Origin of the sequence: Rothia sp. (in: high G+C Gram-positive bacteria), assembly GCF_015265375.1 — a bacterium.
In the GTDB taxonomy this organism is placed as follows: domain Bacteria; phylum Actinomycetota; class Actinomycetes; order Actinomycetales; family Micrococcaceae; genus Rothia.
On sequence record NZ_JABZXW010000011.1, the window covers coordinates 19085 to 43707 of the forward strand.

Here is a 24623-nt window from a genome sequence, read left to right on the forward strand (position 1 = left end):
ACGCAGGATGCGCGGGCGCCAAGAAACAGGCGCACAAAAGCGGGGGCGGCCACCCATAGTGGGTAGCCGCCCCCGCCTCATACGGATGCGGTGGGATTATGCCGGGTTAGCTTCCAGCGGCATCTCACCACCGAAGGTCACTTCGTGCCCTTTGGATTCCATAACTTTTTGCCCCATCAGGGACAAAAAGTTATGGTTTGAGTACCAGCGTCAGGTCACCACCGGGTCACGCTTCGCGTGCCACGGATTCCGTAGAAATTTACCCCATCAGGGATAAATTTCTACTACATCATGCCTGCCATGCCGTCCGCACCGGGAGCAGCCGCACCAGCGGGCTCCGGCTTGTTCGCAACAACAGCCTCAGTGGTCAGGAACAGACCAGCAATAGACGCAGCGTTCTGCAGAGCCGAACGGGTCACCTTCACCGGGTCAGCAATACCAGCAGCCATCAGGTCCTCGTACTCGCCGGTCGCAGCGTTCAGGCCGGTACCAGCGGGCAGGGAACGAACGCGGTCAACCACAACGCCCGGCTCCAGGCCAGCGTTAGCAGCAATCTGCTTCAGCGGTGCGTCAATAGCCACGCGCACAATGTTCGCGCCGGTCGCCTCGTCGCCGGTCAGCTCCAGCTTGTCGAAGACCTTCACGCCAGCCTGAATCAGAGCAACGCCACCACCGGGGACGATACCCTCCTCAACGGCAGCCTTAGCGTTACGCACAGCATCCTCAATGCGGTGCTTGCGTTCCTTCAGCTCAACCTCGGTTGCGGCACCAGCCTTCAGCACAGCAACACCACCGGCGAGCTTAGCCAGGCGCTCCTGCAGCTTCTCACGGTCGTAGTCGGAGTCAGAGTTAGCGATCTCTGCGCGAATCTGAGCAACGCGACCCTCGATAGCTGCTGCGTCACCTGCACCCTCGATGATGGTGGTCTCGTCCTTGGTCACAACGACCTTGCGGGCGGAACCGAGCATGTCCAGGGTTGCTGCGTCCAGGGACAGGCCAACCTCTTCGGTAATGACCTGGCCACCGGTCAGGATAGCGATATCAGCCATCTGAGCCTTACGGCGGTCACCGAAGCCCGGAGCCTTCACAGCCACAGACTTGATGGAGCCGCGCATCTTGTTCAGCACCAGCAGAGCCAGAGCCTCGCCCTCAACGTCCTCAGCAACGATCAGCAGCGGCTTGCCGGACTGCATGACCTTCTCCAGGACGGGGACGAGGTCCTTAACGTTCGAAATCTTCTGGTTCACAACCAGGATGTAGGGGTCCTCCAGGACTGCTTCCTGACGCTCCGGGTCGGTCACAAAGTAACCGGACAGGAAGCCCTTGTCGAAGCGCATACCCTCGGTCAGTTCCAGGTGCAGGCCGAAAGTGTTGGAGTCCTCAACAGTGATGACGCCTTCCTTGCCGACCTTCTCCATTGCCTCAGCAATGAGCTTGCCGATCTCAGCGTCACCAGCGGAAATAGACGCGGTTGCAGCGATCTCTTCCTCGGTCTCAACTTCCTTCGCGGAGGAGAGCAGAGCCTCGGTCACGGCCTCGACGGCCTTCTCAATGCCGCGCTTGAGGCTCAGCGGGTCAGCGCCAGCAGCCACGTTGCGCAGGCCCTCGCGAACCAGTGCCTGAGCCAGAACGGTAGCGGTGGTGGTACCGTCACCTGCGATGTCGTCAGTCTTCTTGGCAACTTCCTTGACGAGCTCCGCACCAATCTTCTCGTACGGATCCTCCAGCTCGATTTCCTTCGCGATCGAGACACCGTCGTTGGTGATGGTGGGGGCGCCCCACGCCTTCTCCAGCACAACGTTGCGGCCGCGGGGGCCGAGGGTCACCTTCACTGCATCGGCGAGGGTGTTCAGACCGCGCTCCAGGCCGCGGCGTGCCTCTTCGTCAAAAGCAATGAGCTTTGCCATAAGTGTCCTCCTGAACGATAGGATGTTCTCCTGCATCCCGCTGGGATGCAGTACGTCTAAAATCGGGTCGCTACCCCTCCCCCGCGCACCCGTGACGACAACCGTGACAGGGGTGCGGGCAGAGTAGGGCGCAGAACGCCCGAATGCTACATCAATTGTGGCACCCGCACCGGCGTGGAGCAAACGTTTAAGCCCAAGGTTGAAGGGTTAATCGCCCAGTGCTTAATCTGCGCTCATCAAGCCCGCCAAAAGGGGCGTTAAAAGCATCAACCCCACCCGGTGCACGATTGGAATGGCACGGGTGGGGTTGAAAGAAAACTTGTAATTACAGAAGCGACGCGGGCTGGGTTTTAGCCGGTGTAATCGGAAGCCAGAACCACAATCACCTCGTGGTTGCCCATCTCAACGTTGGCAGTCGCCTGGCGCACCTGCGAAATATCCAGCTTCGAGGCGATGCTCTGCGCCTGCGACTGGTAGCCCTCAGCGTAGTAGACCACGCTGGTTGCAGGAGCCACACCGGTGTAATTCGCGGTCTCGTTAATGGTATAGCCGGTCAGCAGAGCCGCCGCACTGGAGGCGCTACCCGCCGGAGCTGCCGCATTGTAGACCGCCACAGAGATGGACTCAGCCAGACCGGTCTTCGTAGCGCTTGCCGAGGCGGAAGCCTTAGCCGGGGCAGAGGACGCAGAGGCGCTTGCGGGGGCGGAGCTACTCTTCGCGGTGGACGCCGAATACTGCGGGGAGGCGGTGCGCGGCGCGTACACGTACATTGCGCCACCAATCAGCAGACCAACCACGCCTGCAGCTACCAGTGGAATGGCGCCCTTGGGGCTCTTTGCCGGGTCAGCATTGACCGCGCGGTAGGTTCCGCGGCGGGCGGTGTTTTCGTCTACCTCGTCAAATTCGTCGCGGGGGTAGCTCATTTATCCTCATTTCACGGGTCTCTGTTTACCGGCTGGTACCGTACCGCCCTGCCTGGCGCATAGGCTGACGCATCGCGCGGCTGCGGAAGGTGCGGTCTTGGTGTTCTAGTACCTAGAGTACCGTCTCAACTAGCGAGAACCAATGTGAACGCCCCGCAACCGGCTGTGAAAGAGACGGACACCGCACAGCATTCAATCTCTGGTTGAACTTGAGGTGTGCGGGGGTGAAAGCAGGAGTTGGAAAGCTCGCACGACTCCCCCAGTTTGAGCCCCTAGTCAGCGTCTCGGCGGGCGCGCAGAACGTCGATCATCTGCGGCGCTGCGGCGCGTACCCGCTCATCATCCAGCATCACGTTAAGGCGCTGGTAGTAGGCAATCGGGGTGAATCCGGCGGCGATAATCGCCTTCTCTTTGGAGCCCTGGTGTTTGAAGCGGCGGCGCTCCACCTCAAGGATGCGGCGCTCCACCGGGGTCAGGCCGCCGGGTTGGTTCTCTACTTCCTGCTGGTTCTGTGCTTCCGCCTGGCTCTGCTGTTCCGGATGGTTTTCTACTTCCGTCTGGGCCTCAGCGGTTTCAGCTCGTTCCCGTTCTGACACATTCCCTCCTGTCTGCAGCTCGCCTGCCGCGGCTGGCATCTCCTAGCGCGTGTATTCGTCATCCCCTAGTCTAGAAGAGAAACTCAGTCTAGAAGAGAAACTCAGTCTAGAAGAGAAACTCAGTCTAGAGGAGAACTATTCATCCCGCGCCCGGTTCCGTCACCGTCCGGGTCGCGTCAGCACCAGGAGATTCCCGAGGAGATTCATGGACCAGCCCCTCAGCAGCATTATGAGCGAGGATTGGGCGGCAGCACTCGCCCCCGTCGAAGAGCAGATTCACGCCATGGGCGCTTTCCTGCGTGAGGAGCACGCGGCGGGGTACCGTACTTTCCCGCCTGCCGCCGATATTTTCAATGCGTTCCGCCGCCCGATGAGCCAGGTGAAGGTCCTCATTATTGGTCAGGACCCCTACCCTACTCCGGGCAATGCGATGGGTCTGTCGTTCTCGGTGCACCGCGGTATGCCGTTGCCTCGTTCGCTGAACAATATTTACAAGGAACTTGAGGACGATCTGGGTATCGCCCCGGCTGATCACGGCGACCTGTCCTGTTGGGCTGATGAGGGTGTCATGCTGCTCAACAGGGTTTTGACGGTGCGTGAGTCTGATGCGGGTTCGCACCGCGGCAAGGGTTGGGAGGAGATTACCGAGTGCGCTATCCGTGCACTGGTGGCGCGTAACCAGCCGCTGGTGGGTCTGCTGTGGGGTGCGGATGCACGCAAGTGCGCACCCATGCTGCAGCCGTACCCGAGCGTGGAGTCGGCGCATCCTTCGCCACTGTCTGCTCGTCGTGGTTTCTTTGGTTCGCGCCCGTTCTCGACCGTAAATTCCCTGCTGGTGCAGCAGGGGGCGGAGCCGGTGGATTGGACGGTCCGCTAGAACGGTCCGCTAGGCGCAGCACAAGAGCCAGTATACGAGCTGGCGTAATGGGTGTAGCGAAGGGACGGTAGCTTGTGAGTTGAACTCGCAGGTTACCGCCCCTTTCCGCCACCAATATATGCAATATTGGCTATATACCCTTGAAAAAGGGCTAAGAATCCACCGGTTCCACGTTTCGCGGAGTCGTAAAACGCTGTAGCGCATACTGCATCGTGTAATTACCCAACGCAACACCCGAAGCCATCGCCACCACAATCGAAACCGCCGTAATCATATTCTGCATACCCAGAATCACGTCCGTCTCAACCGTCAACAAATACATGCCGCGGAAGAACGACAGACCCGGCAACAAGAACGTAATCGCAGGAATCGAGAAAATAGCCTGGGGCACATGCAGACGGTACGCAAAATACGTGCTCAACGCACCAATCACAACCGCCGCACACGCCGTCGGACCGCGACCGGTACTCGGGCCGGCAAGCAGCTCATAGCAGTAATACGCCGCCAAACCGCAGCCCGTAATGACCATCAGCCAGCCGACCTTCACCAGCTTTGTCTGCAGGGTAATCGCAAAGGTCGCCGTCGCAATCAGGAAGAAGAACGACGCCACCAGCGGGGTCGTCGGGTCAAAACGCAGCTGCTCAATATCCAGGGTCGGGCCGTTGAAAATATTGATCGCACTCACTGCGGTCGCAATGCCAACCACCAGGCCCAAGAAGCTCATGCCCGTGGACACGAAACGACCCGCAGCCGTCACAGGGAAGCCATTAATCGCGTCCTGCACGGCACCCACCAGACGCGGAGTCGGCAAGAACATAATCATGCCCGCAGCCACCACCAGGGGCGCCGAAATCGCTTCCCCCTGACGCTGCAACACCGAAAGAATGGATCCCTCACCGCCCAGCCAAATCGCCAAGAAGGTCATCAGACCAGCGCTAGCAGCCATACGGAAGAACGCCGGAATACCAATCGAACTCAACCACTGAATCAGCAGGTACACGGGAATAAAGATGATTGCCGCACTCAACGCCGTCGCAAAACTTGCACCCAGCGCCGCCGTCAGGGTTCCGGCACACGCCAGGTTCGCCAGCCACACCACCAGAGGCGGGAACGGCTTGGGTCGGTGGGTAATCTGGTTCAGCTTCAAATCAGCCATTTCCAGGGTCATACCACCGCGAGTGATCTTGTAGATCAGGCCGTACACCTCAGAAAGCGCCTCATAGTTCTCCGTAGAGGAACGCACCACACGCACCAAGGTGTGCGTAAAGCGCTCGTCAGCGTTCGCATTGCGCTTGGCGATGCGGGACTCCATGTAAATATCGGGGTCCGAAGTGTAGTTGATGGTCACCGACTGGTTCGTAATATCGACTTCCACCGAGTCCAGCCCGTACGCCGAAGAGACCGCAATAATCGCCGAGTCCACGTCCATTGCATCCGCGCCGTAGTGGAACATCGCCTCCGCCAGGCGCAGGGTGAAATTCAGGGTATCGCGGGCGTACTCCTTCTCACGGCGGAACGCCTCACGGCGCTCATGCTCCTCAGAGCGGATTGTCGGCACGAACTGGCGCTGTGCGATGCGCTGGGCACCGCGCGGGGCGGCGGGTGCCGCCTCCTCAGTGCGCACGAAGGAGCGGAAGCGACGCGAACCCCAGCGACCACCGCTACCGCGCCCAAACAGGCCGCGAGAGCCGCCCTCAACCAGCGGTACGGAGGTGGTGGGCATCGAGACAGGCCCGGTCTTCGGCATTGCGGTAGGATCCGCGCCGTAGCGTCGAGCTGCATGGGAGTTGGGCACCTGCGGGATCATGCCGGTCATGGGCACCGGCTGGGAGGGGCGGGTCAGCGCCGCCTCGGTCACCATATTGCTGGAGGTGACGGGTTTCGGGTCCTCACGGTACGCGTCCAGCTCATCATCAGGCACAAGGGAGGGGTCAATGACGGTACGCGCCCCATGATCGTGCTCGTGGGGGCACAGTTCCGGGTCACAACCGGGCGCTGCGGTCTCCTGCGGGGTAATGCCCATGTCGGCAGCAGCTTCCTGGAGCACCTCACTCACCGCTTCTGCCTTAACGGTGCCCTCCTGGCTTGTCGCGGAGGCGGCATGCTGAGCCAGCACGCGGCGCAATTTCTCGTCGGTGACCTGGTCTAGCGAAACCAGGGGAAAACCGCGCTTACCGGCGATGTAGCCAGCGGTGGTGTTCTGCTCGCTTCCTTCCGTTGCGGCAGTATTTGCTTCGCCTGCATGCGAAGCTTCCCGCGATGTGGGGGTCGCGGGGGTGTTCCTCGATTCTGCCAATGTCCCTCCCAGATAGACAGTGCCTTTTTAGTCTAACAAGGGCACGATTCTGCGGTAGCACTGAAGAGCAGAAATATCACTTTTCTGACCAGTGATTTTGTGAGCAAAAGCGCTCTGCGGAACTTACGGCAGAGAGCTTCATTGATATGAAGAGAAATCCAGGTCACTACTGCACAGAAGATATTTTGGGAGATATTTCTAGAGCTATTTTCGAGGAAAAATAAAGGTTATATATACATTAAGATTTGCAGAGAAATATCCCCCACCTACCCCCACTCACACCTCAATAAAACATGAATTATTCATAACAAAAAAATATCCCGCCACCGAAGTGACGGGATATTCACGCTTTAAGGCTGTAGCCTTCACAGCATCTGAAGCGCACCGCTCACGGCCACCTCAGAGGCGAAAGTCAATTACTCAGCGTCGTGGTCGGTCTCGAGGATCTTAACCAGCGAGTCCAGAGCCTCTTCAGCACCTTCACCCTCTGCGCGCAGGACAACAACGTCGCCGTGCTTTGCACCCAGGGACATCAGGGACAGAATCGATGCAGCGTCCATAGCCTCATCTGCGGGCTCGCCCTTAGCTGCGATGGTGACCTCGACGGGGAGGTCGCCAGCTGCCTCAGCGAAGATAGCTGCCGGACGTGCGTGCAGGCCAACACGGCTTGCAATAGTGGCTTCGCGCTCTGCCATTATGTTTCTCCTTTGATCAAGGAACCGAAATATATCAGTACCTATTCTAAATGAACGGGGCGCTTCAGGACCCGCCCTTACTCTATAAATTGTACCGTTCAGCCATACGCTAACAAGTACCAAAAATGCCGGATGCAGAAATAAAACTCTACACCCGGCATTTTTATGGACTCAGGCACCGCCCAGCACACCACGTCAAGGAGCGGCAGGCAGAGCCCGGAATCGTTTAAGGCTTAGAGGCCCAGCTCGTCCAGAATCGGCAGAGCCTTGCGTGCGCTCTCCTTCGCCTCAGCAGAAGAAATCTGCTGCAGGGCGATAGCCGCAATCTGCTGTGCCTTCTCCTTGGTCACGGACTTCAGAACCGCAGCCACAGCGGGGATAGCGCCAGCGTTCATGGACAGGGTGTCAACACCCAGACCAATCAGAACAACAGCCAGAGCCGGGTCAGCCGCAGCCTCACCACAGACGCTCACGTACTTCTTCTTACCCGCGGTGACCGATGCACGCTGAGCACCCTCAACGGTCATCTTGATCATCTTCAGCACTGCAGGCTGCCAGGGGTTGTTCAGGTGCGCCAGGTCGCCCAGCAGACGGTCAGCCGCCATAGTGTACTGGGTCAGGTCGTTGGTGCCGATGGACACGAAGTCGACCTCGCCCAGGATAGCCTCAGCGTTCATCACAGCTGCGGGGGTCTCAACCATCACACCGTGAACGGGCAGGCCAATCTCCTTGAGCATGTTCGCGAAGTTGCGAGCCTCGGAGGTGGTCGAAATCATCGGAGCCATAACCCAGATGTCAGCGTCGGAGTCCTCCGAAGCAGCCTTGATAGCCTCCAGCTGGCGGGTCAGAACGCCCGGAACGGTCCAGTCAGTACGGAAACCGCGAACACCCAGTGCGGGGTTCTCTTCGGGGTTCACGTTCAGGAACGGCAGGGGCTTGTCAGCGCCAGCGTCCAGGGTACGAACCACAATGTGCTTGCCGGGGAATGCGTCAAACACGGACTTGTAGGTCTTAGCCTGAGTCTCGATAGAAGGCTCAGAGTCGTGGCCCAGGAAGCCGAACTCGGTGCGGAGCAGGCCAACACCCTCAGCCTTCAGGCTTGCAGCCTTCTCAGCGGACTTGCCGTCACCAACGTTTGCGTACAGCTCAACGCGGGTGCCGTCAGCCAGCACGCCCTGACCGTCGAAGTCAGCGATGGGCTTGCGGTTTGCGTACTTGATAGCTGCTTCGCGGTCAGCGTCGGTGGGCTCGGTGTCAACGATGCCTTCGTTGGATTCCACGTAGACGATGGTGCCGTCAGCAATCTCGGTCACGCCCTTAGCCGCCACAATAGCGGGCAGGCCCAGGCCGCGAGCCAGAATAGCGGTGTGTGCCTGGGGGCCACCGTCAGAGGTAATCAGAGCGATAACCTTCTCGGGGTCCAAGGTCGCGGTATCAGCCGGTGCCAGGTCAATAGCAGCCAGGATGAACGGCTCATCAGAAACGGGGATGCCGGGAGCCTGCTGGCCGGTCAGCTCAGCAACGATGCGGGCACGCACGTCGTGGATGTCGGTGACGCGCTCAGCCATGTAGCCGCCCAGGGCAGCCATCTGGTCAGCAAAGGAGGTTGCAGCCTCCCAAATTGCGCGCTCGGGCGCCATCTCCTGAGTCTCAACCAGCTTAATAGCGCTCTTAATCAGTGCACGGTCGGTAGCCATCTGAGAGGTAGACTTCAGAACAGCCTTGCCGTCACGGCTAGCGTGCTCTGCACGAGCGAGCAGGTCTTCCTTGACGCGGACCGATGCGTCCTTAATGCGCTGCGCTGCAGCCTCAGCGGTCTCGCCGCTCAGACGCAGACCGTCCTTGGGTTCCTCGATGGGCTTAGGCATCTGAAGAACGGGGCCAATAACGCGGCCGGCGTATACGCCGACGCCCTTGTAGGTAGTCATAAATTCATGTCCTATCTGTGGTTTGTCTACAGTGTAACGCGTTTCTTCACGCGTGTGTCTGCAAACAGACGGTCAAATGAAGGTGAGGTTATACGGCCTTTATGCGGATGCCTTAGAGCGGGCACCCAGGGACTTCAGCACCACGTACACGAGTGCCGAAACAACGGTACCGGCAACAACAGCCACCAGGAACATCAGGGGGTTCTGTGCCAGACCAATAATCCAAATACCACCGTGCGGAGCCGGGGAAGCCACGTGCGCACCCATGGAGATTGCACCGGCAATAGCGCCACCAACAATGGTCGAAGGAATCACGCGAGCCGGGTCAGCCGAAGCGAAGGGAATAGCACCCTCAGAGATGAAGGATGCACCCAGCAGCCACGCAGCCTTACCGTTCTCACGCTCGTTCTCGTTGAACAGCTTGGGGCGCAGGGTGGTTGCCAGAGCCATAGCCAGCGGCGGAACCATACCGGAAATAATGACGGCAGCCATGATTTCCTGGTTCACGGTCGCACCCGAGGACAGGCCAGCGGTTGCGAAGAGGTAAGCAGCCTTGTTGATGGGGCCACCCAGGTCAGAAGCCATCATGGCGCCCAGGATCAGGCCCAGCAGCAGAGCGGAGCCACCAGACATGGAGGTCAGCCAATCCTGCAGGGTGGTCATAACCCACGCCAGGGGCGCACCGAGCAGCAGGTACATTGCCAGGCCGGCAACCAGAGAAGTTACCAGCGGGGTGATGACCACAGGCATCATCGAGCCAAGCCAGCGGGGCAGCTTCAGGGTGCCCAGAGCGTACGCAATCAGACCGGCGAGAATACCGCCAACAATACCGCCGAGGAAGCCCGCGTTCACCGCAAGAGCCACCGAACCGGCGATGAAGCCCGGAGCAATACCGGGACGCTGAGCCAAACCGTACGCAATGTACGCGGCAAGAGCCGGAACCATCAGGCTCAGGCCGAAACCACCGATGGTCTGCAGAACAGCACCCAGGTACAGGGTCCAGTGCACGTCACCGAGGTTGAACAGGGTTGCTGAACCCAAGATAGCCTTGGTATCCACATCACCGAGGTTCGGCATGGTGATTGCCTCGAAAACGAAGCCGAGGGCGACCAGAATACCGCCGGCGGCAACGAACGGAATCATGTAGGAGATACCGGTCATCACGGCCTTGTAGATGCGCGAGCCCCAAGCGCCTTCGGTAGCGCCTGCGCTGTCCTCACCGCTGGATGCGGCAGCGGCAACACGTGCACCGTTGGGGTTCTCAGCCTCAGCCAGAGCCTCCGCAATCATTTCCTTAGGCTCGTCAATACCGCGCTTGACGGGAGACTCAACGAAGGGCTTACCTGCGAAGCGGTTACGCTCACGCACGTTCACGGACACCGCAAAAATCACGGCGTCTGCGGCGTCAATATCAGCCTGCGTCAGCTTCTCATTACCTGAGGAGCCCTGAGTCTCAACCTTCAGGTCGTAGCCGAGCTCTTCAGCAGCGTACTTGAGGGCGTCCGCAGCCATGTAGGTGTGAGCGATACCGGTGGGGCATGCGGTCACAGCAACAATCTTCTTCACCGGAGCCGAAGCAGCGGGGGTGTCCTGATCGGAGGCGGCAGGTGCGGCGGGCGCAGCCTCGGCGGGCTTGGCCTCTGCCTTCTTCTCGCCCACGCCGAGCGCACCGTTGACCAGCTCAACGATCTCTTCAGCCGAGGATGCCTCGCGCAGGGACGCAGTGAAGCTCTTCTTCATCAGGGAGCGTGCCAGAGTGGACAGTAGCTTCAGGTGAGCCTGGTCAGCGCCGTCCGGTGCAGCAATAAAGAAAATCAGGTCGGCGGGGCCGTCCTTTGCACCGAAGGAAACTGCCGGGTTGGGGCGTGCCATCGCCAGGGTCGGCTCGGTGACGGCGGCGCTACGGCAGTGCGGAATCGCAATACCACCGGGGATGCCGGTGTCGGTCTTGGATTCGCGTGCCTCGGCAGCCGCGTAGAGCTGCTCGAAGTCGGTTGCGCGTCCGGCATTTACGACTGCCTGGGCGAGCTTGGCAATTACGTCGAATCGGGTCTCGCCGAGGTTCTCGTCCAGCAGGACGAGATCTGCGGTGATCAGATCAGACATATTCCCTCCTCGGGTATGTGTTGGGGCGGGAATCCGCTCAGCGGTGCCGAGCCTCTCCCCTATATGAGTTCAAGGTGTGTGCAACCTGTGTGTGTTGTGTTCGTATATGCGTGTGGGTGTTGAGGTAACACCCCTGCATACATTCCTTTTTGGGAATATATGCAGGTCAGTACCACAAACCCAGCTTTAGAGCTGCAGCTGACGAACAGTGACCTTCTCAGGAGTGGTCTGCTCCAGCGAAGGCATACGGGTACCCGGCAGAGCCGCAGCAGCTGAACCGTGAGCTACCGCCTGAACCAGGCAACCGGGGGCATCTTCACCGCGAGTGTGAGCAATCAAGAAACCAGACAGCGAGGAATCACCAGCACCCACAGTGCTACGAACCTGAATCGGCTCGTGCACAGCGTGCCAGATACCCTGCTCAGTGACCAGCACCGCGCCGCCGCCACCGAGGGTGGCAAGCACGTACTCGATACCGTCGCCGAGCAGCTTCTGGGCGGTGCGGGCGGTCAGCTCGGGGCTAGCCTCCAGCTCCTCCCAGTTGTCGCTACCGGTCAGCTGAGCCAGCTCCTCCGAGTTGGGCTTAATCAGGGTGGGCTTGTGCTCACCGGCGACGGTCGCAATCAGCGGCGCCTCAGAAGTATCAATAGCAATCTTGCCCTCGTAGCCGGAGGCACGCAGTGCCGCCACCAGCTCGGAGTAGTAGGTCGGCTCCAGACCCGGAGGCAGCGAACCAGCCAGAACCACCCAGTCAGCACCCTTGGAACGCTCAACCACCAGCTCATCCAGCTTCTGACGCAGTTCAGCATCGAAAACGGTACCGGGGGCGTTCAGCTTGGTGGTGGTGCCATCCGGATCAACCACGGTGATGTTCGAGCGAATCGGCTCACCGGTGGGCAGGTTAGCGAACTCGACGTCCACAGCCTGCAGTGCGGTCAGCACCGGGTCGGTGGCTTCACCGGGCACAATGGCGAGGGTCGGCACGCCGGAAACCTGCAGGGCGCGGGAAATATTCACGCCCTTGCCACCGGGATCCTGTACGGCACCAACAGCACGCTGCACGGCGCCGTGAGCCAGGGGCGCACCGAGCTCAATGGTGCGGTCCAGACTGGGGTTGGCGGTCAGAGTAATAATCATTAGGCAATCACAATCTCAACGTTTGCGGCCTCAAGTGCCTGACGAAGGGCACCTTCGGGCTCGCGATCAGTAATGAGGGTGTCAATATCCTCAAATCCTGCGAAGCGAACCAGGGATTCCTGACCGAACTTCGCGGAGTCACAGAGCAAGACCACGCGGCGGGCTGCCTTGCAAATTGCGGTCTTGACGATGGCTTCGTTCATGCCGGGGGTGGAGATGCCGAAGTGGGCTTCAATGCCGTTGGCACCAATGAAAGCGATATCGGGGCGCATGGTGCCGAAGTGCTCTGCGGCGCGTGCACCAACAGCAGCCCAGGTCATCTTGCGCAGCTGGCCGCCAACCAGTTCAAGGGTGACGCCCTCAGCTTCGGCAAGCTTGACTGCAATGTGCAGCGCGTGGGTGATAATGATGCGGTCGTTGCCAGTCTTAAGGCTGAAGTTCTCGGCGCCGATGTGGTCGGCGAGAATTTCGATGGTGGAGCCTGCGTCCAGGACGATGGAGCCCGCCTCGGAGTCGCGCAGCATCTGGTACGCCTTGGTGGCAATGCGGCGCTTCTCGGGGGTGTTCATGCCCTGTCGGGAGGAAATGGAGGACTCCAGGGAGGTGGACTGCTCAATGGTGACAGCGCCACCGTGGACGCGGCGGAGCTTACCTGCTTCTTCCAGTGCGGCGAGGTCGCGGCGCACGGTCTCCATGGTCACATCGTAACGACGCGCAAGGTCAGCGCCGTTGACACGACGTGCGGAGGCAACAAGCTTTGCAATTTCGGCACGGCGTTCTTCTGCGAACATAAATCGGTGTTCCTTTGGGCTAGTGGGGAGGAAATCTGTGTGTTCTCGTCTGCGTTCTGCGTGGCTATAGAGCCGTGAAAGGCATGGTTTCAGTGAGTTGGCAGAACGCTTTAGGGTAATACTTGATTTTATGTGGGTTTTTGTGGGTAAGTCAATATAAAACGCTGTATTTGCCGGAATATTACCCGAATGTTCCCTACCGAAACCACACCTATTTGCGAGCTGTTGCCTGTTTATGTCTGTTTGACCTAATGAACTGTTGGGTTTTGCTTCTCCCCGCCACCTACGGTGTTGATAGACCCCGCCAGCGCACTCGCAGCAGGGCAAAAAGCATAAGGCGCCGGCTCCGAGAGCCCTCGGAACCGGCGCCTCCACCAGGCATAGAACCTTATTTACCCTTGCGTTCACGACGCGCACGACGCCAACGATGCACACCCAAAGCACCTGCGGCACCCAGCAGGGCGCCCGAGCCGTTCATCAGCACATCCACCGGGTCGCCCGTACGATCAGGCATGAAGCTCTGAATCGTCTCAATGCAGGCACTGACCAGGAAGCCCGCGTACAGCACGTGCGGGCGAGCCTTCGGCCTCAGCAGCAGGGCGAAGAGAAAACCGCCTGGAATGAACATGATGACGTTCGAAAGCTGCTCAATACTCGAGTAGGTGATGAACGCGGGTAGCCAGCCCTCGGCGTGACCGGTGTCCAGCAGCTGCGCGAGGCGGCCACCCATCTCGTTATCGTCCACGTGCACGGGCGCGAACACGATACTCGCCACCACGGCGCAGTACAGCGCAGTGACGGGCCAGAGAATCAACCGCCACACGCGAGCGCCAGAATGACCGCTACCGGGTTGTCCCTTACCAAACAAGGCGGCCCACCTCGTCGAACTGCTTGGCCGAGTCCCATGCGAACAGGCCCGGCACGTCAATCGTGAGCGGTTCGGCGTTCGGCACGGTCACGGTCCATTCTTCACCGGCTGCTGCGGAGAGGGCGCGGCGGATAAAGCTGCCGTGGCTGACGGCGATAATCTTCTGGTCGCCCGGCTCTTCGGAGAGTTCACGCACGATATTGCGCAGGGTGCGCACCGCGCGAATGTACACGTCACGTTCGGATTCCACGTTCGGGTAGTAGCGTTCCGGGGCGCGGCGTTCGGGGGCGGGAATGTCCAGGCCCTCGCCGGCACCGTAGGCGCGCTCGACCAGCTCGGGGTAGGTCTTGTGTACCTGCAGGTCGAAGTGCTCACCGACCAGCTGCGCGGTCTCGTGGGCGCGGGAGAGCGGCGAAGACACCAGCACGGTAAACTCCAGGCCCATGTCGGCGAGCTTCTTGCCGGTGGTGCGTGCCTGCTCGCGGCCGGTTTCGTTGAGCGGAATGTCGGTGATGCCCTGCATCAGGTTCGCCTTGTTCCAGTCAGTCTGGCCGTGACGAATCAGGGTGAGGGTCGTATTCTCGGCACCCGCCGGGACCTCCTCGGGGCCCAGCTCGGGCTCCAGATGCTGCACGAGCAGGCGGTCGATGGCGTCGTCCAGGTACTGCAGGGGCACCTCGGTGAGGGAGGCGTTCACGGGGATCGGGTAGATGCCGTCCTCGTTGAGCAGTTCGGGGTGGCGGTCAGCCAGCAGGGCGGTCATGGTCAGGGCGATGAGCATGCCGTGCGCGGCAACCACGACGGTCTGGCCCTCGTATTCGCGGCGGACGCGGTTCAACGCCGCCAGGGAGCGGGCGAGGAAGTCCTTCTTGGGTTCCACGTTGTATGCGTTGTTGGACTGGCGGGAGGCGAGAATCAGCTCGCGGGTCGCAACCTGACCCTCCAGGTCGCCGAAGGAGCGCTCCTGGAAGCCGTCAAAGGCGCCGTGGTAGGGTACGCCCAGGCCTTCGGCAATGATTTCGGCGCTTTCTACTGCGCGGGACAGGGGCGAGGAGACGATAGCGTCCACGGTGGTGCCGTCGGCTTCTGCCTGCTTCAGGGCGCCGATGGCGGTGCGTACCTGCTCGCGGCCGGTGTCGTTCAGCGGGATGTCGGTGCCACCCTGGAATCGGTGGTCGATGTTCCAGTCGGTCTGGCCGTGGCGCAGGAAGATGATGCGGGTTCCTGCCTCGGGGTTGGGTACCGGAGTGATGATGAGGGTGTTCTGTGCGTCGGTCATCCTTCTAGTATGGCATTGCCCCCGCGCAGTTCAAGGGGGCAAGAGGCGTATTCTCTCATGAAGCGCACTCATCCCGCGGTATGAGCCACAGGACGATTGAGCGCCCGGTCGGGCAAATTTTTTCAGGGTTTTCCCATATTTTTCAGCCCCCAGACGGAGGGTTGAGCCGCCGAGAAGCTGAGATGATAGAAGGGTACTTCCGTTAGTTCATACCCAATGAAGGTTGTCATGACGCAGAATCCTCAATCTCAGAACCCGCAGTTCCAGGCTCAGAACCCGTATTCAATGACCCCTCCGCAGGCGGCGCAGCCTGCCGGTCAGTATTCCGGTCAGCCCGGTCAGCCTAACCAGCAGAGCCAGGCGGGCTACTATCAGGGTCAGCCGCAGGGCTACCCCGCGCAGGCACCTCAGCAGATGCAGCAGGCGCCCTTCGCACGCGGCGCGATTATTTCTGCCCGTAACCTGCACAAGTCGTACGGCAATAACCCGGTGTTGCGTAACGTGAGCCTCGATATTTTCCCCGGCGAGTCCGTGGCGATTATGGGTCCTTCCGGTTCGGGTAAGACCACCCTGTTGCACGCGCTCTCGGGCATTATCAAGCTCGATGCCGGTTCCGTGCTCTTCAATGGCCCCACCGGCCAGGTGGCGGTGGAGTCCCTCAGCGAGCGTGAGCGCACCTCCCTGCGCGCTAATTCGTTTGGTTTCGTGTTCCAGCAGGGTCTGCTGGTGCCCGAGCTGACCGCGGAGGAGAATGTTTCCCTCGCCGCGATGATTGCCGGTGTTCCCCGCCAGCAGGCGCGTTCCATTTCGGCTGATCTGCTGAACCGTCTGGGTCTGGGTCAGATGCTGGACCGCCGTATGGGTGAGATGTCCGGTGGTCAGGCTCAGCGTGTGGCGATTGCCCGTTCTCAGGTGAACGGCGCTCCCGTGACCTTTGCGGATGAGCCGACCGGCGCGCTGGATTCGAAGACCGCGCGTGAGGTGATGGCGCTGCTGCTGACCATGATTCCGCAGCAGGGTAAGACTCTGCTGGTGGTTACTCACGACCCGAACGTGGCGGCGGCGTGCTCCCGCGTGGTGTACCTGCAGGACGGTCAGATTGTGAGCGATCAGCGCAATAACCAGGGCGGCGTTCCCGCTCAGAACCTCGGTGCTCAGAACCTCGGCGTTCAGACTCCGGGTGCTCAGTCTCAGGCAGGTGCATAATGCAAATCTATGCTCTACTCGCCAAGCGAACCCTATGGAGTTCGCAGGCGATTCTTCCCGTGCTGGCTTTTGCCGCCTCCTCGGCACTGTTTTTGACGGTTGCCGGTGGTGTTCAGGCGCTGAGCACTTGGCTTGACCACGCCACCAACGTTGACCACGAACTGGTGAACCTGATGGGCATTCAGAAGCTCTACATGGGTTTGGCGTGGGTTGCCGCTCTGGTGCTGGTTGTTCCGCTTTTTACCCTGGGTGCTTCGGCTGCTCGTTTGAGTGCCCGCCGCCGTGACGAGCGTCTTGCGTCCCTGCGTCTGATTGGTGCTTCCACGACCCTGATTGTGGGTCTGTCGGTGGCGGATGCGCTGGTGTACTCCCTCGTGGGCTTCATCATCGGTCTGCTGCTCTACCTGGTGCTGATTTTCCCATTCGGTGCCATGCACTTCATGAACGTTCCGCTGGGTGCTGAGAATATGCTCCTGCCGGTAAGCATGATTTTCTACTGCTTCCTGGGTTGTATGGTTCTGGCGGCTCTGAGCTCCCTCTTCGGTCTGGCGAAGGTCAGCATCAGCCCGCTGGGTGTGCGTACCCGCGCGAAGGCTGGTTCTGCCGGTTACATTGCCCTGGGTATCGGTGTTGTTCTGATCATTGCCGTGATGATTCTGGCATCGACCTCCACGGGCTTCAAGATGTTCTCGCCCTTCCAGGACGGCGGTGCCGATAGCGCTATTAAGAACCTGGCGATTTTCATTGCTCTGCCTGGTTTGCTGATGATGGTTGCTATCGACCTGATTGGTACCTTCCTGGTGTGGGCGTACGCAAAGATTCGTGTGCGCATGACCCAGAAGGCGTCGGTTCTGCTGGGTTACCGTGCGGTGCTGGAGTCCCCGCGCGGTGCGTGGCGTCAGGTTTCGGGTGTGGCACTGTCGACCTTCTTAGTGACCTTTTTCGGCCCCATCCTGATTCTGGCGGGTGAGATGAACAAAACGGCGAAGGAGGTAGGCCCCGCCGCCGGCCCCTTCATGACCATCATGGCGGACATGTTCCAGGGCATGCTGCTGATGCTGTTCTTCTCGTACCTGCTGGTCACCCTCTCCGCAGTGCTGAACCAGAGCGCCGCCATTTACGAGCGTGGTTCGCTGTACTCTTCGCTGAATATGATGGGTACCCCCACGAGGCTGCTGCAGGCTTCGCGCCTGACCGTGGTTTTCGGTCCGCTGGTGCTCATTAGCGTGGTTTCTGCGCTGCTGGGTCTACCGCTGACGGCGTTGATTGCGGCGCAGGGTCTTTCCGGTGAGATTCTGACGAAGATGTTCGGTATGACCTTCGGCGCTATTGCGCTGGGTCTGGTGCTGGTCTATGTGGGCCTGTTGGCGACCATTCCGTTTATGCGTCAGGTGACCCATAAGCCGGTGTCCGCTCTCTAAGCTGTTGAGCTTTACCCTCCCGTTGCGTTCTCTTGTGGATGCGGCGGGAGGGTTTCTTTATGCCTACTTATGTGCCGCGTGCTTTTGTGCCCTCACCCAGTGTGCGCCCTGCATGTTTTCTCACGCACCGAGCCACCGCTTCCATAGCCTAAAACCCTGTGAGAGACTGACATTATGTTTGAACACACCGTACCCTCCGTTTGGTTCCCCCGCTGCGCAATCTTCGACTGCGACGGCATCCTCCTCGACTCCGAGACCGTCTGGAACGATGTGCAGCGTGAGCTTTTCGCCCGCTGGTCTGTTCCCTTCACCGAGGAGGTGGAGCACCGCCTCACCGGCCTGGCGGCAGCCGACGTCGCTGAGGAGCTTGCCCTGCTCTCCTACGAGGCGCAGAACGGTCACAAGGCGGATGTTGCCTCCGCAGAGTACGCCGAGCACCATGAACGCGTGATGAAGGACCTGCTCGCCACCGAGCACGAGGTCATCAGCTCCGGCGTGGACCTGATCGAGGGTGCGCAACAGTTCCTGAGCTTCCTGAGCGAGCACATGCCCGTTGCGGTGGCGTCGAACTCCACCGCGAAGATCCTGACCCTGAAAATGGAAAGCTACGGTTACGCCCCGCTGGTGCGCACCTGGGTCAGCAGCAACGACGTTCCGGCCGGTAAGCCCGCCCCGGACATGTACCTGGAGGCGGCACGTCGCCTCGGCTTTGAAGGTCACGAGGCGCTGGCGTTCGAGGACTCCCCCGCGGGCGCGCAGGCGGCACGTGACGCCGGCACGAAGGTCATGATTTACACTCCCGCCGGTACCGACCTGCAGAAGGCACCTACCGGTTTTGGCCGCTTCGATTCGTTCAAGGACCCGCAGCTCTGGGAGGCGGCACGCACCTGGATCGCCAAGCTTGAGGCGGCACAGCAGTCTGAGGCGGCGCAGGGCTAAGCGACTAGCGCCCCCTCCCCTGGCGCAAAGGAACCAGGCACAAAGAAACCCGACACAAAGAAAGACCCCCGGCCCGCTCATCAAGAGCAAACCGGGGGTCTTCTATGCCTTATCGGCTTATACCTAAGCGGTACGAGCTTATCGGCGCATAACCTTCTTCGCCAGGAAGTTACCGATGAACTGAACCAGCTGAACCAGGACGATAATAATCGCCACAACAGCCCAGGTGATCTCGTCGTTGAAGCGCTGGTAGCCGTCCACAATCGCGATCTTACCCAGACCACCGGCACCCACGTAACCGGCCATAGCGGACATATCCACCACACCGATAACGAGGAAGGTGTAACCCAGAATCAGCGGGCCAAGCGCCTCGGGAATCATCACGGTAAACAGGATGGTCAGCTTAGAAGCGCCCATCGCGCGCGCCGCCTCAATCACACCCGGATCAATGGAGACCATGTTCTGCTCCACGATACGGGCAATGGCGAACGCAGCGCCGAAGCTCATCGCGAAGACCGCCGCGTTCACGCCCAGGCGGGTACCCACCACGGCGCTCGTCAGCGGGCCAAGCGCCGCAATCAGGATAATGAACGGAATCGGGCGAATCACGTTCACCAGAATGTTCAGGATCGTGTACACGAAACGGTTCTGGAAGATGTTGCCCTCACGGGTGGTGTACAGCAGTGCACCCACAATCAGGCCAACCAGACCGGCGCACAGCATGGTGATAGACACCATGTAGAAGGTGTCGCCAATAGCCGGGAGCAGCTTCTCGGGCAGGAACTCAGACCAGTCAGTCTTAGACGCAGCCAGCGGAAGAGTAGTAGCAAACATTTAGCGCACCTCCTGCACGCGGGCAACGGTCTTCAGTTCAGCAACAGCGGCATCAATGCTGGTGATTTCGCCGAGAAGTTCCAGGGTGAGGGTACCGTACGCCTTGCCCTGCAGGGTCTCAATACCGCCGCCCACAATGTTGAAGCGGACGTTACGGGCGCCCAGGTAGGACAGCACCTTACCGAGCTCCTGGTTACCCTCCACAATTTCAACGTTGATGAGGTAACCCTTGTGGTTTGCACGCAGCTCAGCCGCCTCCTTGCCGGTGGGGGCAAGCTTGACGGTGGTTGCCACGAACAGCTTCGCCACGTCGGTCTGCGGGTTGGAGAAGACGTCGTAGACGTTGCCCTGCTCGACCACGCGACCGGACTCCATGACCGCCACACGGTCAGCGATGCTGGAGACCACGTCCATCTCGTGGGTAATCACCACGACGGTCACGCCCAGTTCGCGGTTCACACGCTTAAGGAGCGCAAGCACTTCATGAGTGGTTTCCGGGTCCAGCGCGCTGGTGGACTCATCCGCCAGCAACAGGGCGGGGTTGGTCGCGAGCGCACGGGCAATACCCACGCGCTGCTTCTGACCGCCCGAAAGCTGGTTCGGGTAGTGGCCTGCACGGTCGGCAAGACCCACGAACTCGAGCATTTCCAGGGCGCGGGCGCGGCGGTCCTTCTTGGACCAGCCGGCAATCTTCAGCGGGAACTCAACGTTACCGAGCACGGTGCGGGAGTTCATCAGGTTGAACTGCTGGAAGATCATGCCGATGTTGGTGCGTGCTTCGCGCAGTTCGGAGTCGCGCTTGCCGGAAATTTCGAAGCCGCCAACGGTCAGGGTGCCGCTGGTGGTGGTTTCCAGGCCGTTAATGAGGCGGACCAGGGTGGACTTACCGGCGCCGGAGTAGCCGATAATTGCAAAGATTTCACCGCGGTTAATGGTGAGGGAGACGTTGTCGACAGCAACTACTGCCTTGGGGCCGTTGCCGAAGACCTTGGAGACTCCGTCCAGAACCACCATGGGCGAGGTGCTGTCGCCGAAGCTCTGTGCCAGTTCACTCATAAATATGTATCCGTAAATGTCGTGGTTGGGGCGCTAAAGGGCCTTAACGCCGTTACGCAAAGGACGGTAAGCCTTCACCCGCATCGGGTTCTTAGACTTACCGCCTTTGCGTATGCCTAGAGGAGGCGTGTATTGAGAAGATTACTTCTTGGCGCGCAGCTTGGCTTCTTCGTTAGCCAGGGACTGACGCAGCTCGTCGGTGCTCACGTTGACCTCAACAGCGGTGCCGCGGGTCTCTTCCTGAACGACGTCCATGACGGCCTTGGTGTGGAAGAGTTCAACAATCTTCTTGTAGGTCTCGTCGTCAGCCTTGTCCTTCTGAGCAACGAAGAGGTTCACGTACTTGATTGCCGAGGGGTCGGTCTTGGGGTCGTCCTGAGCCAGTGCGTCTGCGGGCTTCAGGCCTGCATCCTTGAGGAAGTCGTTGTTGACGACTGCGCCGTCAGCGGACTCCATGCCAACCACAGTCTGGGTTGCGTCGACGGGGGTGACCTTCACCTTGGAGTTAGCGGTGTCCACGTCGTCGATGGTGGGTGCGTCAACGTCAGCGTTCTTGAAGGTAACCAGACCGTTGGTCTTCAGCAGCTTCAGTGCGCGTGCTTCGTTCACGGTGTCGTTCGGGATAACGATTTCGCCACCCTGGGGGATGTCAGCCAGCTTGGAGTGCTTCTTGGAGAACAGAGCCATCGGGTAGATGACGGTCGGGCCGACAATCTGCAGGTCCTTGTTAGCGCTCACGTTGTAGTTAGACAGGTACGCGATGTGCTGGAAGCGGTTCATGTCGATGTCACCGGCGTCCAGTGCGGGGTTCGGCTCGGTGTAAGCGCTGAACTCCTTGTACTCAATGTCGATACCCTGCTTCTTAGCTTCTTCCTTCAGGGTCTTGTTGAACTTCTCAGAACCCACCACACCAATGGTGACCTTCTTGGAGCTGGAGGAAGAGGAGGAGGAGTTGGTGGAACCGCAGCCTGCCAGGCCAAAGACCATGGGGACAACTGCGAGTGCAGCAGCAAACTTCTTCACGGCTATGAATCTTTCTGTTGAATGATGATGCGTTCCGCCGGGTGCTGACGTTGGTATTAGCACGTCCGATGGGAATGATGATGGGACAATTACAGCACGCGCGGGGGCGGGTGTGGAAGTTAAGAGCTATTCATGAGACACAGAACGTCAAGGTCGTCATATTTTGTCATATTTCGTCATACGGTGATTATTTCCAGGTCACAAAGCGCCATTATCGGTGTATTCAGGCGCACACAAAACGCCGGCAAGGGTACGAAAACCCAAGCCGGCGTTCATAAAACGGGTAATCAGCGAGCCGCTAGCGCCTACTGGTCAAACTCGCCCGAAGTAATCAGCTGCTCACGCACCTTACGGCGCAGAACCTTACCCAGCATCGAACGGGGCAGATCATCTACCACCACGATGCGGCGCGGAACCTTATAGCGGGTCACCTTCGAATAGCAGTGCTCACGCAGAGTGTGCTCCTCCACCACTCGGCCCGGGGCGGGAACCACAGCGGCAACGACCATCTCGCCACCTGCGGGCAGCGGAATGCCGACCACCGCCGCGTCCGCGACCGTATCGTGCTGCTTGAGGGCGACCTCAACCTCCGTCGGGGAGACGTTGAAGCCACCGGTGATGATGACCTCCTTGATGCGGTCAACAATCTGGATGAAGTAGTCCTCGTCCAGGCGCACAATATCGCCGGTGCGCAGCCAACCATCGGGGGTGATGGTCTTCGCCGTCTCATCTTCACGCTTCCAGTAGCCTGCAAAACGCTGCGGGCCCTTCACCCACAGCTCGCCTTCTTCGCCCTCGGGCACATCCTCGCCGGTTTCCGGGTCCACCACGCGAATATCGGTGGAGGGGAACGGAACACCAATGAAACCGGCACGGCGAGTGTCATTGAGCGGGTTACAGGACACCAGCGGCGCGCACTCGGTCAGGCCGTAGCCTTCCACCATGAAACCGCCGGAGGCTTCCTCCCACTCGGCAACCAGCTCAGGCGGCAGGTTCATCGCGCCAGACACCGCGTAACGGATACCCTCCAGGGACATACCGCGCTTCTTCGCCTCATCCATGAGGCGGCGGTACACCGGCGGAACCGCAGGTAGAATGGTCGGGCGAGTCTTCTTCATCGCCTTCAAAATCAGGTCCATGTCCACGGTCGGGAACAGCACCAGGCGGGCACGGCACAGCGACGCAATCGTCACGCCCAGGGTCATGCCGTACGCGTGGAACAGCGGCAGAACCGAGTAAATCACCTCGTCATCTCCCGGGTTAATCCACGCCTCACCCATGCGGCCGTTCGACTCCAGGTTGCGGTGCGTGAGCATCACGCCCTTCGGCAGACCGGTCGTACCCGAGGTGTACTGCAGCAGCGCAATATCGTGCGCCGTCGGGCGGCGATGCGCAGGATCAATACGCTCGCTCTTCACCAGCTGAGCCCACGACACAGTGCCCGGAGCGGGACCCGTCAGCTTTTCACGCGAAGCACGCGCACTCTTCAGCGGCAACTTCAGCGCGGTACGCATCAGCGCGGGCATCGCCGAAATCATGTTCACCGAATAAATATGGTTCGGGCGGATATCCGCCGGAAGACCCGTAATATGCGAGGCAATCTTATCCCACACAATCGCGACCTTCGCGCCGTGATCCTCAAACATGTGGCGCAACTCCGCACCCGTGTACAGTGGGTTATGCTCCACCACAATCGCGCCCAAACGCAGAATCGCGTAAAACGCCGCAATATGCTGAGGGCAGTTCGGCAGAATCAGCGCCACACGGTCGCCCGGCTGCACACCCGCCACACGCAGGCCCTCCGCGGCACGCTCAATCTGATCGCCCAGCTCAGCGTAAGTCGTGGTCGCGCCAAAGAACTCCAGCGCCACCTTGTGGGGTACGGTGCGAACCGCTTCGTCAATGAGGTGGCTCAGCGAGGTTTCGGGCAGCTCAATATCGCGCGCAGTCCACGGAGTATAGTTCTTCAACCAGGGGCGATGCGCCAACGGATGCGCACCAGCAGCTACACCAGCGGATGCGCCAGCGGGGGATGCAGGAGCCGCCGCATCCTGCAGGTTCGTGTTCTTCTGAGCCTCAGTCATGCAATGATTGTGCCTTCCCGCACCCGCAGGCTTCAACTCAGCGGGGTCTCTTCCCATGCAGAAACTCACACGGTACGCCCGCCCCAGATACCGCAATAAACACCGAAACACTAAGGCAGAACCCCGCAACTCTGGGATACTTAAAGCATGAGTAAACGACAGCAAGACATCACTGACGAGCAGTTCAAGAAGCTCCTCCGCGAGATTTCCAAGCGATTCGCTATCGCCGGAGGAGTCGTCATCCTGTTCGGAATGGCCATCATCGCACTTGCTTACCTTCTGGGAGGAGCCCACTAATGCACACCCCGCAGCGCCCCAACGGCGACATCTTCAACCGCATGGTCTCCGGCGCCGCCTACATGCCCGACGCCGAATGCGCCGCGCAGACTAAGCGCATCCACGCTGCAACCGTCCTCGCCGAAGAACACTACGCACGCGGCGAGCAGGCACAGGCAATGCACGTCTACCGTGAACACCTCGGCCACCTGGGCGAGCACTCCCACATCCGCCCCGGCGCACGCTTCGACTACGGCGTGAACACCTACATTGGTGACGGCTCCTTCTTCAACTTTGGCTGCGTCTTCCTGGACGTCTGCCCGATTCGTATCGGCTCCACCGTGCTCGTCGGCAACAACGTACAGTTCCTCACCCCCACCC

20 protein-coding genes and 1 pseudogene are annotated in these 24623 nt (G+C 60.0%); 6 read left to right on the forward strand and 15 right to left on the reverse strand.

Annotated features, from left to right (window positions below; translation table 11 throughout):
* Positions 1 to 284 precede the first annotated feature (284 nt).
* The 3 genes from groL to HXO69_RS02855 all read right to left on the reverse strand — a co-directional run bounded on the left by groL (position 285) and on the right by HXO69_RS02855 (position 3426).
* Complete coding sequence (groL, locus tag HXO69_RS02845; RefSeq protein WP_005504512.1) at positions 285 to 1907, reverse strand: chaperonin GroEL; 1623 nt, start codon at positions 1905 to 1907, stop codon at positions 285 to 287.
* A 350-nt stretch (positions 1908 to 2257) separates the two neighbouring features.
* Positions 2258 to 2830, reverse strand: a complete 573-nt coding sequence (locus tag HXO69_RS02850) for a LytR C-terminal domain-containing protein (RefSeq protein WP_296545198.1) — start codon at positions 2828 to 2830, stop codon at positions 2258 to 2260.
* A 272-nt stretch (positions 2831 to 3102) separates the two neighbouring features.
* A complete protein-coding gene (locus HXO69_RS02855; RefSeq protein WP_296545200.1) occupies positions 3103 to 3426 on the reverse strand; it encodes a DUF3263 domain-containing protein in 324 nt (107 codons plus the stop codon).
* 205 nt (positions 3427 to 3631) lie between these two features.
* Here HXO69_RS02855 and HXO69_RS02860 point away from each other — a divergent pair, with 205 nt between their 5' ends.
* Entirely contained in the window at positions 3632 to 4303 is a 672-nt protein-coding gene (locus tag HXO69_RS02860; protein ID WP_296545201.1) for a uracil-DNA glycosylase, read from the forward strand.
* Positions 4304 to 4454: 151 nt separating this feature from the next.
* Here the strand turns inward: HXO69_RS02860 and HXO69_RS02865 are convergent, their stop codons facing one another.
* From HXO69_RS02865 to HXO69_RS02900, 8 genes are all read right to left on the reverse strand, one after another.
* Positions 4455 to 6599 (reverse strand): threonine/serine exporter ThrE family protein, encoded by a 2145-nt coding sequence (locus HXO69_RS02865; protein WP_296545203.1) that lies wholly within the window; start codon positions 6597 to 6599, stop codon positions 4455 to 4457.
* Positions 6600 to 7015: 416 nt separating this feature from the next.
* On the reverse strand, positions 7016 to 7294 hold the full coding sequence (locus HXO69_RS02870; protein WP_005504506.1) for an HPr family phosphocarrier protein: 279 nt from the start codon (positions 7292 to 7294) through the stop codon (positions 7016 to 7018).
* Positions 7295 to 7527: 233 nt separating this feature from the next.
* Positions 7528 to 9222 (reverse strand): phosphoenolpyruvate--protein phosphotransferase, encoded by a 1695-nt coding sequence (ptsP, locus tag HXO69_RS02875; protein ID WP_296545204.1) that lies wholly within the window; start codon positions 9220 to 9222, stop codon positions 7528 to 7530.
* A gap of 99 nt (positions 9223 to 9321) precedes the next feature.
* Positions 9322 to 11328, reverse strand: coding sequence for a fructose-specific PTS transporter subunit EIIC (locus tag HXO69_RS02880; protein WP_296545206.1), 2007 nt, complete (start codon positions 11326 to 11328; stop codon positions 9322 to 9324).
* 186 nt (positions 11329 to 11514) lie between these two features.
* Positions 11515 to 12465 carry a 1-phosphofructokinase family hexose kinase gene (locus tag HXO69_RS02885; protein WP_005508167.1) on the reverse strand — a complete coding sequence of 317 codons (951 nt, stop codon included), beginning with the start codon at positions 12463 to 12465 and terminating at the stop codon, positions 11515 to 11517.
* The gene (locus tag HXO69_RS02890; RefSeq protein WP_049357323.1) at positions 12465 to 13256 is read right to left on the reverse strand and encodes a DeoR/GlpR family DNA-binding transcription regulator; all 792 of its coding nucleotides are present in this window, start codon (positions 13254 to 13256) and stop codon (positions 12465 to 12467) included. The genes HXO69_RS02885 and HXO69_RS02890 overlap by 1 nt, the downstream gene beginning before the upstream one ends.
* 388 nt (positions 13257 to 13644) lie before the next feature.
* Positions 13645 to 14079, reverse strand: coding sequence for a VanZ family protein (locus tag HXO69_RS02895; RefSeq protein ID WP_296545208.1), 435 nt, complete (start codon positions 14077 to 14079; stop codon positions 13645 to 13647).
* 34 nt (positions 14080 to 14113) lie between these two features.
* Complete coding sequence (locus HXO69_RS02900) at positions 14114 to 15403, reverse strand: 2-carboxy-D-arabinitol-1-phosphatase (RefSeq protein ID WP_296545210.1); 1290 nt, start codon at positions 15401 to 15403, stop codon at positions 14114 to 14116.
* A 228-nt stretch (positions 15404 to 15631) separates the two neighbouring features.
* On the opposite strand from HXO69_RS02900, the gene HXO69_RS02905 reads away from it, so the two are divergent.
* The 3 genes from HXO69_RS02905 (at position 15632) to HXO69_RS02915 (ending at position 18969) form a co-directional block, all read left to right on the forward strand.
* On the forward strand, positions 15632 to 16609 hold the full coding sequence (locus HXO69_RS02905; protein WP_296545212.1) for an ABC transporter ATP-binding protein: 978 nt from the start codon (positions 15632 to 15634) through the stop codon (positions 16607 to 16609).
* Positions 16609 to 18030, forward strand: a complete 1422-nt coding sequence (locus HXO69_RS02910) for an ABC transporter permease (RefSeq protein ID WP_296545213.1) — start codon at positions 16609 to 16611, stop codon at positions 18028 to 18030. The genes HXO69_RS02905 and HXO69_RS02910 overlap by 1 nt, the downstream gene beginning before the upstream one ends.
* Positions 18031 to 18204: 174 nt before the next feature.
* A complete protein-coding gene (locus tag HXO69_RS02915; RefSeq protein ID WP_296545214.1) occupies positions 18205 to 18969 on the forward strand; it encodes an HAD family phosphatase in 765 nt (254 codons plus the stop codon).
* A 138-nt stretch (positions 18970 to 19107) separates the two neighbouring features.
* On the opposite strand, the gene HXO69_RS02920 is transcribed toward HXO69_RS02915, so the two are convergent.
* From HXO69_RS02920 to HXO69_RS02935, 4 genes are all read right to left on the reverse strand, one after another.
* Positions 19108 to 19803 carry a methionine ABC transporter permease gene (locus tag HXO69_RS02920; protein WP_012902834.1) on the reverse strand — a complete coding sequence of 232 codons (696 nt, stop codon included), beginning with the start codon at positions 19801 to 19803 and terminating at the stop codon, positions 19108 to 19110.
* Positions 19804 to 20859 (reverse strand): methionine ABC transporter ATP-binding protein, encoded by a 1056-nt coding sequence (locus tag HXO69_RS02925; RefSeq protein ID WP_070846715.1) that lies wholly within the window; start codon positions 20857 to 20859, stop codon positions 19804 to 19806.
* Between the two features lie 141 nt (positions 20860 to 21000).
* Complete coding sequence (locus HXO69_RS02930; RefSeq protein WP_296545216.1) at positions 21001 to 21882, reverse strand: MetQ/NlpA family ABC transporter substrate-binding protein; 882 nt, start codon at positions 21880 to 21882, stop codon at positions 21001 to 21003.
* Between the two features lie 305 nt (positions 21883 to 22187).
* Positions 22188 to 23966, reverse strand: coding sequence for a long-chain-fatty-acid--CoA ligase (locus HXO69_RS02935; RefSeq protein ID WP_296545217.1), 1779 nt, complete (start codon positions 23964 to 23966; stop codon positions 22188 to 22190).
* Positions 23967 to 24113: 147 nt separating this feature from the next.
* Between HXO69_RS02935 and HXO69_RS02940 the strand changes: the two genes are divergently transcribed.
* On the forward strand, positions 24114 to 24263 hold the full coding sequence (locus HXO69_RS02940; RefSeq protein ID WP_005504480.1) for a hypothetical protein: 150 nt from the start codon (positions 24114 to 24116) through the stop codon (positions 24261 to 24263).
* Positions 24263 to 24623, forward strand: a pseudogene (locus HXO69_RS02945) (sugar O-acetyltransferase); the annotation flags it as partial. The gene HXO69_RS02940 and the pseudogene HXO69_RS02945, both read left to right, overlap by 1 nt.